The 11,973-nt window shown below is 70.5% G+C and carries 12 protein-coding genes and 2 pseudogenes; 7 read left to right on the top strand and 7 right to left on the bottom strand.

Annotated features, from left to right (window positions below; all coding sequences use genetic code 11):
- The 4 genes and pseudogenes from AB0M20_RS09230 to AB0M20_RS09215 all read left to right on the top strand — a co-directional run.
- Positions 1–166 (top strand): annotated as a pseudogene (locus AB0M20_RS09230) (cytidine deaminase); the annotation flags it as partial.
- On the top strand, positions 163–1,242 hold the full coding sequence (era, locus tag AB0M20_RS09225) for a GTPase Era (RefSeq protein ID WP_364296159.1): 1,080 nt from the start codon (positions 163–165) through the stop codon (positions 1,240–1,242). The pseudogene AB0M20_RS09230 and the gene era, both read left to right, overlap by 4 nt.
- A 78-nt stretch (positions 1,243–1,320) precedes the next feature.
- Positions 1,321–2,406: an acyltransferase gene (locus AB0M20_RS09220; protein WP_364296157.1), complete on the top strand. Its 1,086-nt coding sequence runs from the start codon at positions 1,321–1,323 to the stop codon at positions 2,404–2,406.
- A gap of 8 nt (positions 2,407–2,414) precedes the next feature.
- The gene (locus tag AB0M20_RS09215; RefSeq protein WP_364296155.1) at positions 2,415–3,665 is read left to right on the top strand and encodes an MFS transporter; all 1,251 of its coding nucleotides are present in this window, start codon (positions 2,415–2,417) and stop codon (positions 3,663–3,665) included.
- Here the strand turns inward: AB0M20_RS09215 and AB0M20_RS09210 are convergent.
- A complete protein-coding gene (locus tag AB0M20_RS09210) occupies positions 3,601–4,389 on the bottom strand; it encodes a thioesterase family protein (protein WP_364296153.1) in 789 nt (262 codons plus the stop codon). The genes AB0M20_RS09215 and AB0M20_RS09210 overlap by 65 nt on opposite strands.
- A 7-nt stretch (positions 4,390–4,396) precedes the next feature.
- Positions 4,397–5,176 (bottom strand): DUF4097 family beta strand repeat-containing protein, encoded by a 780-nt coding sequence (locus AB0M20_RS09205; RefSeq protein ID WP_364296151.1) that lies wholly within the window; start codon positions 5,174–5,176, stop codon positions 4,397–4,399.
- A 130-nt stretch (positions 5,177–5,306) separates the two neighbouring features.
- Between AB0M20_RS09205 and recO the strand changes: the two genes are divergently transcribed.
- Positions 5,307–6,083, top strand: a complete 777-nt coding sequence (gene recO, locus AB0M20_RS09200) for a DNA repair protein RecO (protein ID WP_364296149.1) — start codon at positions 5,307–5,309, stop codon at positions 6,081–6,083.
- A 55-nt stretch (positions 6,084–6,138) separates the two neighbouring features.
- Positions 6,139–6,918 carry an isoprenyl transferase gene (locus AB0M20_RS09195; protein WP_364296147.1) on the top strand — a complete coding sequence of 260 codons (780 nt, stop codon included), beginning with the start codon at positions 6,139–6,141 and terminating at the stop codon, positions 6,916–6,918.
- Here AB0M20_RS09195 and AB0M20_RS09190 read toward each other — a convergent pair.
- A complete protein-coding gene (locus tag AB0M20_RS09190) occupies positions 6,908–7,582 on the bottom strand; it encodes an HAD family hydrolase (protein WP_364296145.1) in 675 nt (224 codons plus the stop codon). The genes AB0M20_RS09195 and AB0M20_RS09190 overlap by 11 nt on opposite strands.
- Positions 7,582–7,875: an MTH1187 family thiamine-binding protein gene (locus AB0M20_RS09185; RefSeq protein WP_364296143.1), complete on the bottom strand. Its 294-nt coding sequence runs from the start codon at positions 7,873–7,875 to the stop codon at positions 7,582–7,584. Before AB0M20_RS09185 ends, AB0M20_RS09190 begins: the two co-directional genes overlap by 1 nt.
- A 381-nt stretch (positions 7,876–8,256) precedes the next feature.
- Between AB0M20_RS09185 and AB0M20_RS09180 the strand changes: the two genes are divergently transcribed.
- On the top strand, positions 8,257–8,802 hold the full coding sequence (locus AB0M20_RS09180; protein WP_364296141.1) for a hypothetical protein: 546 nt from the start codon (positions 8,257–8,259) through the stop codon (positions 8,800–8,802).
- A gap of 10 nt (positions 8,803–8,812) precedes the next feature.
- Here the strand turns inward: AB0M20_RS09180 and AB0M20_RS09175 are convergent, their stop codons facing one another.
- The 3 genes and pseudogenes from AB0M20_RS09175 to AB0M20_RS09165 all read right to left on the bottom strand — a co-directional run.
- Positions 8,813–9,514 (bottom strand): hypothetical protein, encoded by a 702-nt coding sequence (locus tag AB0M20_RS09175; RefSeq protein WP_364296139.1) that lies wholly within the window; start codon positions 9,512–9,514, stop codon positions 8,813–8,815.
- A 160-nt stretch (positions 9,515–9,674) separates the two neighbouring features.
- Positions 9,675–11,351 (bottom strand): histidinol-phosphatase, encoded by a 1,677-nt coding sequence (locus AB0M20_RS09170; protein WP_364296137.1) that lies wholly within the window; start codon positions 11,349–11,351, stop codon positions 9,675–9,677.
- Positions 11,352–11,401: 50 nt separating this feature from the next.
- Positions 11,402–11,749 (bottom strand): annotated as a pseudogene (locus AB0M20_RS09165) (energy-coupling factor transporter transmembrane component T); the annotation flags it as partial.
- Between the last annotated feature and the right edge of the window lie 224 nt (positions 11,750–11,973).

Genomic DNA, 11,973 nt, shown 5'->3' with positions numbered 1-11,973 from the left:
GTCGGCGGCGGCGGCCGGGGCCAAGTCGCTCGAGGCGGCTGCCGTGGTGACCGAGGCGTCGACGCTCGACGGCGCCGGGCACGCGGCGGTGCGGGATCTGAACGCCGACGCGCCGGTCCATGTGGCGGCGCCGGATGGGTCGCTGCTCGGCACGGTCACCGCATGACGGACCGCGAGGAGTCGGCGGGCGCGACCGGCCGGGCGGGGAAGGCCGAGGCGCGGCCGGCCGGGGACGGCAAGGGCGTCAGGAAGCCGCGCAAGCCTCGGAGCCGCCGGGCCCCGGCATCGGCGGAGGCGGAGGGGCGGCGTACCCCTCAGAAGCAGCACACCCACAAAGCGGTGGCGCGGCAGCAGGCCGCGGACGACGTCTATCGCGCGGGGTTCGTGTGTTTCGTGGGGCGGCCGAACGCGGGCAAGTCGACGCTGACGAACGCGATCGTCGGGCAGAAGATCGCGATCACGTCGTCGAAGCCGCAGACCACCCGGCACGTGATCCGCGGGATCCTGCACCGGGGCGACGCCCAGCTGGTGCTGGTCGACACGCCGGGGCTGCACCGGCCGCGGACGCTGCTCGGGGAGCGGCTGAACGACCTGGTCAAGGAGGTCTGGAGCGAGACCGACGTGATCGGGGTGTGCTTCCCGGCGGACGAGCCGATCGGGCGTGGTGACCGGTTCATCTCGGCGGAGGTGAGCGCGCTGAAGGCGACCGTGATCGCGGTGGTGACGAAGGTGGATCTGGTCGGTCCCGAGGTGTTGGCGAAGCATCTGCTCGCGGTGAGCGAGTTGTACGACTTCGCGGAGATCGTGCCGGTGAGTGCGGTTTCCGGGCATCAGGTGGACACGCTGGTCGACGTGCTCGTGCGGCATCTGCCCGAGTCGCCGCAGCTGTATCCGGACGATGTGCTGACCGACGAGCCGGAGCAGGTGCTGATCGCGGAGCTGATCCGGGAGGCGGCGCTGGAGGGCGTGCGGGACGAGCTGCCGCACTCGATCGCGGTGCTGGTCGAGGAGATGCAGGACGAGGGCAACCTGGTGCGGATCTTCGCGGACGTGTACGTGGAGCGGGACAGCCAGAAGTCGATCGTGATCGGCCACCGCGGTTCGCGGCTGAAGGAAGTGGGTACGAAGGCCCGCGGTGAGATCGAGACCCTGCTCGGTCGTCGCGTCTACCTGGACCTTCACGTCCGCGTCGCGAAGGAGTGGCAGCGTGACCCCAAGCAGCTCCGGAAACTTGGGTTCTAATTCACCTATCTCAATCGGATATGTGGGTTTAGTCACGCTGGTTTGCCCGAGGAAGCCGACTTCGATAGTTCTGTAGCAATGCGGAATCGCTACCTGGACCTGCTCCGCGCCGCGGCGGTGGCCCGGGTCGTCGTCTATCACGTCACCGGATGGTCGGCACTGACCGTCGTGTTCCCCGCGATGTCCGTGATGTTCGCGCTGGGCGGCTCGATGATGGCCGCCTCGCTGGACCGGTCGGGTCCGCTCGCCGTCGAGCGCCGCCTGCGCCGGCTGCTGCCGTCGCTGTGGGTGTTGTCGCTGGTGGCGGTGCCCGCGATGATGCTTGACGGTCTGGTCTGGGACTGGCGACTGCTGCTCTGGTTCTTCCCGATCGAGGATCCGTGGGCCGGCGGGGTGTGGACCGAGGCGCTGAGCGCGACCTGGTATCTGCGTGACTTCCTGTGGTTCGTGCTGCTGTCGCCGCTGCTGTTGCCGATCTTCCGCCGGTTCCCGGTGGTGTCGGTGATGACGCCGTACATCGGGCTGGCGGTGATCGTGTTCGCCGGGTTGACGCCGCATCCGATCGTGCGCGACCTAGCGCTCTACGGCGGCGCCTGGCTGCTGGGCTTCGCGCACCACGACGGCAAGCTCAAGGACCGCCGGCTGCTGTGGGTCGCCGGCGTGGTGGCGGTCGTCGCCGCGTGCTGGATCGTGACACACCCCGGTCCGCGTGGCCTCGACATCAACGACGATCCGCTCGGCAACGCCCTGTGGTCGCTGGCGTTCGTGCTGGTGCTGCTGCGGTTCTCGCCCGTTCTCAAGCCGCGGCGCTGGATCGCGATCCTGAACTCGCGGGCGCTGACGATCTATCTCTGGCACGTGCCGATCATCGTGGTGGTCACGCACGCCGGCGAGGCGGCGGGCTGGCCGGTCCGCGGCGACCTCGGCATCGCCTGGCGGATGGTGGTGGTGTTGTCCATGCTGGCCCTGGTGGTGCTCGCCGTGGGCTGGGTCGAGGACTGGGCCGGCGGGCGGCGGCCGGTGCTGGTGCCGGGCGGTGGCCTGCCGTCGCGTCCGGTCAGGCCGCACGTCGTGCACGCCGAGCCGCGGCCGCTGCGGGCCCGGCCGGATCATCACAACGTGCAGGGCCGCCGTGCGCCCGCGGCCGCCCTCGCCCGGGACTAACCTGTGGCATGATCTCGACGCCCGCACAGGTCAGGCGCACGTATTACGTGCTGGGGTTCGGCAACACCATCGCCGCATCGCTGATCTGGGGCGTCAACACGATCTTCCTGCTGGACGCCGGGCTGAGCAACTTCCAGGCGTTCACGGCGAACGCGTTCTTCACCGCCGGGATGGTGCTCTTCGAGGTGCCGACCGGCATCGTCGCCGACTCCTGGGGCCGGCGCGCGTCGTTCCTGCTGGGCACGGTCACGCTCGCGATCACCACGATGTTCTACGTGTGGCTGTGGTCGGTGCAGGGGCCGTTCTGGGCGTGGGCGGTGTCGTCGGCGTTGATCGGGCTCGGCTTCACGTTCTTCTCCGGCGCGGTCGAGGCGTGGCTGGTCGACGCGCTGCACGCCACCGGCGACGACGGGCCGCTCGACCCGGTGTTCGCCCGCGGGCAGGTGTTCATGGGCGCGGGCATGCTGATCGGCTCGGCCGGCGGTGGCCTGCTGGCGCAGTGGCTGGGGCTGGGCGCGCCGTACGTCCTGCGGGCCGCGGTGCTGGTGGTGATGTTCGTGGTGGCGGCGTTGCTGATGCGCGACCTGGGGTTCACGCCGCAGCGGGCGCAGGGCTACTTCCATGAGGTACGCAGGATCGCCGGCGACTCGGCCCGGTACGGCCTGCGCGAGCGCCCGGTGCGCTGGCTTCTCATCGCCGGGCTGGCGGTCGGCGGCGTGGGCATCTACGTGGGCTACGCGTTGCAGCCGCACCTGCTCGAGCTCTGGGGGGACGATTCGGCCTACGCCGTGGCCGGCCTCTCCGCCGCGCTGCTGGCGGCCGCGCAGATCGGCGGCGGTCTGCTGGCGCCCTACATTCGTGCCCGGTTCCGCCGCCGCACCTCGATGATCTTCTCCCTGTCGGCCGTCGGCGTGCTGTCCGTCCTGTTGATGGCGCTGATCCCCAGTTTCTGGGCGGTGCTCGGGCTGATCGTGGTGTGGGGTGTGGCGTGGTCGGCCGAGACGCCGGTCCGGCAGGCGTACCTGAACGGGATGATCCCCTCCGGGCAGCGCGCCACCCTGCTGTCCTTCGACTCGCTGATGTCGTCGGCCGGCGGCGCGGCGGCGCAGCCCCTGCTCGGCCGGTCTGCGGACGCGTGGGGCTACCCGGCGTCCTTCGCTCTCTCGGCCGGGCTGGGGGCGCTCGCGCTGCCGTTCATCTGGCTGTCGCGCCGGTCGGGCCACCCGGCTGACGCTGACGAACGAGTAGCGGCTGGCTGACCACGCCGATCCGGCCGCCCTCGTCGGCGAGCTCGGCGGTGCACAGCCCGAGACCGTCACCGGTCAATTCGGTACGGCACCTCAGGTGCACCCATTCGCCGTCGGCCGGCCGCAGCAGCGTGGTCGTCATCCCCGGCGGGATCGACAGCCACGTGCCCATGTCGAGCGCCGCCGACAAGCCGTTCGCCGAGTCCGCGACGATCAGCGCCCGGGCCGTCCCGGTGATCTCCTCGCCCTCGATCAGCGGATGCCGCACCCGGGTCCACACGTCCGCGTGCCCGGCGTACCGCCCGAACCCGCCCTCACGGAACCGCCACTCGATCGCGTCGCCGTAGCCCCAGCCGGGCAGGCCGTGACCGCCGGCGTCGGCGGGCACCGGCGGCGGGGTCACCGGCGGGGTGACCACCGGCGGTTTCGGGCCGGCCGCGATGTGCCAGCCGCGCGCCACCACCGCGGTCCTGCCGTCGACCACCATCCGGGCCTCGACCAGAGCGGTCAGCCGGCCGGGCTTGAGCGTGGTGACCTCGATCGACAGCGGCTTGCGCGGGATCGGGCCGAGGAAGTCCAGCGAGATCCGGGTCAGCCGCAGGCCGTCCTGGGACATCCGATGTCCCAGCAGGGCGGCGGGCGGGCCGCCGTGCTGCATCCTCGAGTCCCACGGACTCTCGGTCGACGTCGTCGGCTCGTAGCGGTCGTCACCCAGCGGCAGATAGAACGCGGTCATCCACCGATCATGCCGCCGGATCGGCCACCAGCGTCACGTCGCCACTGCCGGCGTGCAGGTCCAGCGTGAACTTCGACGCCGGATCCGGCACCAGGTCGGTCATCGCCTCGTCGCCGGAGTTCGCGTCGATGTTGATCCGGTAGCCGCCCCGGGGCACCGTGACATCCACGTTGCCGCTGGTCGCGTTCGCCGTGATCGAGTTCTGCGCCCGTGAGTGCACGGTGACGTCGCCGGAGGTGACCCGCACGTCGACCGGGCCGCGGACGTCCAGCGCCCGGGCGTCGCCGGAGGTCGACTGCAGCGTGGTCTTCCCGGCCACCTGCGTGACGTTCAGGTCGCCCGAGGTGGCCACCGCCCGGACGTCGCCGGTGGCGCCCTGGACGAGGATGTCGCCGGAGGTCACCGTTACGTCGGCCGACCCGATGGCGGTCAGGCCGATGTCCCCCGATGACAGCTTCCCGGTGACCTTGACGCCCTCCGGCGCGGTGATGTCGTAGTCCGCCCGGCAGTCCGCCCCGCAGTTCGTGTCGATGCTGAGCACCGTGCCCTCGACCTTGTACGACGGCCCGGGATCGGAGCTGTGCTGGATGATCCGGGTGATCCGCGTTTCCGCGATGGCCGCGGTCTTGACCGCCACGTCGCCGCTGTCGCCGACCATCTTGATCTCGGTGATCTTGACCTTCTCCACGTCGTTGAAGGTCAGCGTGGCGCCGACCCCGCCGCATCCGGCGAGCGTGGTGGCAGCGGCGGCGGCGATCAGGGTGGCGGCGAGCGCGCGGCGGGTCATGCTGTAGACGCTATGACCGGCGTTCACAGGCACGCCATCGGGTTGGTCACCCAGGCCGCCCCCGAAATCACCCTGAGACGGCTCAGGGTCGGCTGCCCTGGTTGTCGTACCCAACAGGCAGAATGGCCGGGTGCCCACCGCCGGATATCGCCGCCAGCTCTACCGTGACGACGCGGTTGTCCTGCGTGTGCAGAAGCTCGGCGAGAGCGACCGCATCATCACGCTGCTGACCCGGCGGCACGGCCGGTTGCGCGCGGTGGCCCGGGGCGTGCGGCGCACGATGTCGCGCTTCGGCGCCCGGCTCGAGCCGTTCGGCCACGTCGACCTGCAGCTCGCCGGGTCGCCCGAGGGGGTGGGCAGCTCGCTGCACTCGGTGAGTCAGGTCGAGGCGGTGGCGCTCTACGGCAAGCAGTTCCTCGGTGACTATCCGAGATACACGGCGGCCAGCGCGATCGCCGAGACGGCCGAGCGGCTCACCCCGATCGAGCGCGAGCCGTCGCTACGGTTGTTCCAGCTCACGCTCGGCGCGCTCAAGGCGCTGGCGGTCGGCGAGCACGCCGGCACGCTGGTGCTCGACGCGTACCTCCTGCGGGCGATGTCCACGGCCGGCTGGGCGCCCGCGCTCACCGAGTGTGCGGTCTGCGGCGACCCGGGCCGGCACGGCGCCTTCTCGGTGCCGGCCGGCGGGGCGGTCTGCCCCGACTGCCGCCCGCCCGGCGCGGCGCATCCCGCCCCCGCCACGATCGGCCTGATGGCCGCCCTGACCGCCGGTGACTGGCAGGTCGCCGACGCCGCGGAGTCACCGGTCCGCCGTGAGTGCAGCGGCCTGGTGGCGGCACACCTGCAATGGCACATGGAGCGGGCGATGCGCTCCCTGCCGCTGGTCGATCGACGGGAGAGTCCGTGAGCGCGAGGAGTGAGCCGGTTTTGCGAGCCCCGCAGTCGCGAACGAAGGTGGCGCCGTGAGCCCACGTCCGCCCACACCGCACATCTCCGGTGTCACGCCGCCGGAGATCCCGCGGGACGCGCTGCCCAAGCACGTCGCGCTGGTCATGGACGGCAACGGTCGCTGGGCCAAGGAGCGCGGGCTGTCCCGGACCAAGGGGCACGAGCAGGGGGAGCACTCGCTCTTCGACACCATCGAGGGCGCCATCGAGCTGGGCATCCCGTACCTGTCGGCGTATGCGTTCTCGACCGAGAACTGGAAGCGGTCGCCCGAGGAGGTGCGCTTCCTGATGGGGTTCAACCGCGACGTGATCCGGCGCCGGCGCGACCAGCTGGTCGACCTGGGCGTCCGCGTGGTCTGGTCGGGCCGCGCGGGCCGGTTGTGGAAAAGCGTGATCAGCGAGCTGCAGACGGCCGAGGAGATGTCGCGCGGCAACAAGACGCTCACGCTGCAGTTCTGCGTCAACTACGGCGGCCAGGCGGAGATCGCGGACGCGGCCGCCGCGATCGCCCGGGACGTGGCGGCCGGCAAGCTGAAGCCCGACAAGGTCAACGAGCGGACCATCGCCAAGTACCTCTACCACCCCGAGGTGCCGCCGGTGGACCTGTTCCTGCGGCCGTCGGGGGAGCAGCGTACGTCGAACTTCCTGCTCTGGCAGTCGGCGTACGCCGAGCTGGTCTTCCTCGACACCCTGTGGCCCGACTTCGACCGCCGCCACCTCTGGTATGCGTGCGAGCTCTTCGCCAGCCGCGACCGCCGCTTCGGCGGAGCCGTCCCCAACCCGGTCAAGCCTTGATCAGGCGCACCGCGGCGTCCACGTCGGACAGATCCGGCAGCACGTGATGCGCGCCGGCGGCGGCGAGCTCGTCCGAGCTCACCCCGCCGGTCGCCACGGCCACCACGGTCACACCGTTGGCCAGCGCCGCGTCGACGTCATGCCCGGTGTCGCCCACCACCACGGCGCGGAACTGCTCGCCGTACTTCTGGCCGGCCCGCTCCAGGCAGCGCCGCACCAGGGTGGCCCGCACGCTGTCGTCGGTGCCGTACCCGCCGACCTCGGCGTCGAAGGCGTCCGCCAGCCCGAACGCGCCGACCTTGGCCGCGGCGACCACCGGGTGATTGCCGGTGACCAGGGTCTGCACCACATCCGGCTCGTCGCCCAGGGCCGCGAGCACCTCGCGCACGCCCGGCATCAGCCACCCCTGCTCGGCGAACAGATGCTGCTCCAGCAGGACCAACTCGACATAGCGCTCGAAGAACCGCTCCGGCGTGCAGTCCGTGACGCCGTGCGTGCTGAACACCTCGGCGCACAGGTCGAGATCCGTCCGCCCGCCGATGTGCGGCGTCTCCCGCCACTCGCGACCGGTGACCTCGGCGAACGCCGCCTGCCAGGCCCGCCAGGCCAGCCCGCCGCCGCGCAGCAGAGTGCCGTCGATGTCCCACATGACCAGGGTGCGCACTACTCGGCCAGCCTGCGCTCGACGTGCTCGACCTTGGCCTCCAGCGCCCCGGTCACGCCCGGCCGCACATCGGCCTTGAGCACGACACTGACCCGTGGCGCCGCCTCGGCGACCACGTCGACGGCCCGCTTGACGACGGCCATCACCTCGTCCCACTCACCCTCGATGGTGGTGAACATGGCATCCGTGCGATTGGGCAGCCCGGAGGCCCGCACCACCCGCACCGCCTCGGCAACCGCATCCCCGACCGATTCCCCCGCCCCGATGGGCGTCACCGAAAACGCAACCAGCATGCCGCCATCGTCCCTCGCCGCGCCCCGCCCACCAAGATCCCGCTGCCGGGGCCTCTACGGTACTGGGCATGACGTTGAGCCCTGGGCGTGATGGCCGACGGGTCGGTGGGAAGCGTCACGTACGAGGACACCGTCGAGCGCCGCGACAGCGGCTGGCGCATCACCAGCCGCATCGTCCGCCCGCGCACGAGGCCGTTGCAGGCATGAGCGACGCGCCCGGGCCGCTCGTCGCGGTCCTGACGGCGCCGGTCCGGCTCGACCTAACGGCTACCCGCCGCCCGTCGAACGTGCGGGTAGACGGACCGTCCGGCGCACATCGGGAAGCGCGGCCCCGCGTTGGTCAGGCGACGCACGAAATCGGGGATTGGAAGGGCGCTGCAGATGGCCGGGAACAAGTGGAACAAAAGCATCATGGTCGCCGGTGGGGCGCTGGTCGCGGCGATGATGCTGGCGTGCAGCGGGGGCGGCGCCGACACCGGAGAGACCGCCGGCAATGCCGCCGAGGCGGCCGGTGAGAAGGCCGGCGGCGACAAGGCCGGCAGCGGCGACCGGGGTGTGTACCGGTTCGGGCAGGCGGTGAAGTTCAAGGACGGCAGCACGCTGACCGTCGGGAAGCCCGTCAAGTTCACGCCGGACCGGTATGCCGTCGTCGGTGAGAAGAAGCCCGTCTATCTCAAGTTCAAGGCGACCTTCAAGAACAACACCAAGGAGATCTTCGACCCGGCGCTCACCACCGGCGCGGCGTCCGCCGCCGGCACCGAGGGCGAGTCGGTCTACCAGGACGGCCTGGACGCGCCGGACAACAAGGTGCTGCCGGGCAAGTCGGTGACCTGGTGGATGGGCTACGGCCTGGAAGGCCAGAAGGATCTTCAGCTCGAACTGAGCGTCGGCTTCCTCGACTACGGCACGGTGATCTTCACCGGCTGATCCCGGGGCTTCAGTGGATCACCCGGCGGCACCAGTCGACCACCAGCAGGTCGTGCTCGACCAGGAGCGGGCGCAGCGACGCCGCCACCGGGGTCGCGTTCGGGTGCAGACCCACCACCGTCGCGCCGGCCGGGCCGGCCACGCCGTAGCACCAGGCGCCGCCCAGGTTGTGGGCGAAGGAACCCGCCACCGGCGAGCCGCCCAGCCGGACCTCGCCGGTGTCGCGGCCCGGCCACGGCACCGGCGTCACCAGCGACGTCAACGACCGCAGGTGGATGTTGCGGTAACCGATCACCCGGCCCTCGGCGTCGTGCTGGGCCTGGGCGGAGAGGACGCGCTCGATCTCGTCGAACTCCGCGGACACCTGCGGCCCCAGCGCGCTGGACACCAGCTCGACCTGACGCCAGTCGTCCTCGTGCAGGTCCAGCACGGGCTCGCCGGAGTGACCGGGCCCGGCAGGCGGAAGCCCGTCGGCGATGGACGGCAGCGAGTACAGGATCTCGCGCGGCGGCATGGTCGAGAGCCGGCGCACCGTGAGCACCAGCCGCGAATCCGTGACGTAGTCGGCCCGCTCGACCTCCCACGAGTCGTCGCCGATCTGCACCGTCGTCGCGGGGGCGAAGGTCACCGGCACCTGTCCCGCCGGCATGTCGCTGCGGGCGAACGTCTCACCCGTTCCGGCGTCGACGAAGAACACGGAGACCTGGGACATGGCGGTCACCGTAGCGGAGGCTCAGTGCGCGGCACAGCAGGGCGTTGGGTGCCTTGTTTCGAACGGAACGACTATTCTGTCATGGGCCGGTACGACGGTGAGAACCAGCGAAAGGTCCCCGTTCCAGAGGGGACGTACGAAGTCCCCGCGGAGTCGAAGGTCATCGGGGGAGGACCCAGATCGGGTTCGTGTAGAACCACAGGTCGCCCCACGGGTCGGCGTTGCCGATCGCGTCCAGCGCCGGACCGTGCGGGTCCACCGCCGCGCCGAGCAGCCCGGGCTGCGTACGCTTGCCGTCCGTCCCCCGCACCCGCAGGTAGAACGGCCGGTCAAACCGCCCGGACGAGTACCGCAACGACACCCGCCCGCGCCCCCCGGGGGCGATCTCGAACGACTTCACCACCTTGGTGTCCGGCGCGGTGAAGGCGTCCCGGGAGGCGACCGGCCCGGTGACCGTGCCGGCGATGACGTCGACCCGCGACAGCACCGGCACGAACTGCCGCCAGTTCGGCACGTCCTGCAGGTCGATGTCGAGGACCAGCTCGATGGTCGCGCCCCGCCGTACCCGCAGCACCCCGCCGATCGGCACGCCCGCGCCGCCGCCGGACCGTACCCGCATGTCCAGGCCCTTGATCAGCCGCCCGTGGTCGACCCACACCCGTCCGTCGCGCAGCCCGTCCATCACCGCGCGGTACGACCGGGCCCGCGCACCGACGTTGGTGCGCCCGTAGAACCCCGGCCAGAAGTCACCGGCCGACGTGTTGACGACGCCGGTGTAGACGGGGTCGTTGTATCTGCCGTTGGCCTCGAAGTCGCTGCCCGGCCCGCGGTCGGACTGGTCGAGATAGTTCACGTGGCTGTCCGAGTTGACCGTCACCCACCAGGCGCGACCCTCGGCGAGCAGGCTGTCCCACAGCCCACCGACCGTGGCGGTCATCCAGTCGAAACCGCCCCACGTCCGGTACGCCTCCAGCGGGTAGCCGGGGAACGACGCCGCCGACGGGCTGTTGTCGTAGTACCCGCGCGCGCCGCCGCGGCCGTTCGGCGCCGGGATGCCCGCGGCCTGGTGCCCGGGCGCGCCTTCCATGCCGATCGCCACTGTGGGATCGGCGTCGCGCCAGTTGCGGATCTCGTGCGGGGAGTCGATGCCGCGCCGGGCCGGGTGGTTGGCCAGGAACAGCGCGCCTTCGACCTTGCGGGCGCGCACCTGCTCGCCGAGGAACTTGATGCCGGCGATCGCGGCGGCCTCGTTCTGCTCGGTGGTGTTGGCCGGCGGCAGCTGCGAGCCGTCGTAGGCCTGCTCGAACTGCTTGAGCACCGAGACCTCGTTGCGGCCGGGGTGCACGAAGACCGTGGCGTGCTCGGCGGCCGGGATGTTCCACTCCAGACCCTGGAAGGTCAGCAGGTCCTTCAGCTCGGCACGGGTGGCGAGGATGTCCGGGTTGACCTTCTCGACGCCGATCTTGGCGTGGGCGTTGCTGCCGTGGTCGGTGATGACCAGCCAGTCGAGGCCGTAGGCGCGGCCGTGCCGGGCCTGGTCGATCACCCGGTACTGCGCGTCGGAGCTGTACTGGGTGTGGATGTGGTGGTCGCCGGCGAGCCAGGCCGGCCCGTCGTCCGTGCGGCCGGCGGGGGCGGAGGCGAAGGCGGCGGTGGTGGGCGAGCCGAGCACGGTCGCTGCCGCGCCCGCGCCGAGAAGCCCGGCGCCGCGCAGGAAACCACGCCGGGAGACGTCGGCGGGTGACAGCTCGGAGTCGGGGACGCTCAGGTCCAATGCCGCGGGTACGTCCGCAGGCGAGTGATCGTGGTCGTGATGGTGGTGATGGCCGTGACCCATGTGGATCAATCTCGTGGAGGCATCCCAACACCGGGTGTCGATCCGGTGAACTAGCCGATGATCGGCCGGAACACTCCGGTGGCGACGCTCGCCGCGAGCACCAGCAGACCGATCAGCAGGGCCGAGCCGACCAGCAGCCAGTCGTACCCGGTGAAGACCTGTCGCCGTGCGAAGGTCCGCGGCGTCCCCGAGTCGAACCCGCGCGCGTCCATCGCGGTGGCCAGCCGCCCGCCCCTGCGCAGCGCCCCCACCAGCAGCGCGAACGCCGTCGAGACGAAGAGCCGCAACCGGGCGACCGGGTTGCGGCCGGCGTCCAGCCCGCGTGCCCGGCGGGCCAGCGTAATCATCTGCCATTCCTGGCCGAGCAGGGGCAGCAGGCGGAACGCGGCCAGCGCCCCGATGGCGTGCAAGAGGTACTTTAGGTATGAAAGTATGTACAAAGGAGCTCACAATAACTAGTGCGACAAATATGAGTAGAGTTTCAAATATCTCCACACTTTCACCTCTTTATTAATTTTTAATTGCAAATTTAGTCATCAAAACAATAAAAAGTTGCAAGGTTATCTACTGCAACACTGAAGAAGTGAAATAATAACATAAAATTTTGAATACTATTTTATCG

It is taken from the genome of Actinoplanes sp. NPDC051633, from assembly GCF_040681735.1.
Classification (GTDB): domain Bacteria; phylum Actinomycetota; class Actinomycetes; order Mycobacteriales; family Micromonosporaceae; genus Actinoplanes.
Note: the sequence above shows the minus strand (reverse complement) of the source record. Positions and strands in the feature narration are given on the sequence as shown.

Bases quoted from the DNA above. Each gene is read 5' to 3' on its own strand.
- era (WP_364296159.1), top strand. From the start codon at position 163: ATGACGGACCGCGAGGAGTCGGCGGGCGCGACCGGCCGGGCGGGGAAG.
- AB0M20_RS09220 (WP_364296157.1), top strand. From the start codon at position 1,321: ATGCGGAATCGCTACCTGGACCTGCTCCGCGCCGCGGCGGTGGCCCGG.
- AB0M20_RS09215 (WP_364296155.1), top strand. From the start codon at position 2,415: ATGATCTCGACGCCCGCACAGGTCAGGCGCACGTATTACGTGCTGGGG.
- AB0M20_RS09210 (WP_364296153.1), bottom strand. From the start codon at position 4,389: ATGACCGCGTTCTATCTGCCGCTGGGTGACGACCGCTACGAGCCGACG.
- AB0M20_RS09205 (WP_364296151.1), bottom strand. From the start codon at position 5,176: ATGACCCGCCGCGCGCTCGCCGCCACCCTGATCGCCGCCGCCGCTGCC.
- AB0M20_RS09185 (WP_364296143.1), bottom strand. From the start codon at position 7,875: ATGCTGGTTGCGTTTTCGGTGACGCCCATCGGGGCGGGGGAATCGGTC.
- AB0M20_RS09180 (WP_364296141.1), top strand. From the start codon at position 8,257: ATGGCCGGGAACAAGTGGAACAAAAGCATCATGGTCGCCGGTGGGGCG.
- AB0M20_RS09175 (WP_364296139.1), bottom strand. From the start codon at position 9,514: ATGTCCCAGGTCTCCGTGTTCTTCGTCGACGCCGGAACGGGTGAGACG.
- AB0M20_RS09170 (WP_364296137.1), bottom strand. From the start codon at position 11,351: ATGGGTCACGGCCATCACCACCATCACGACCACGATCACTCGCCTGCG.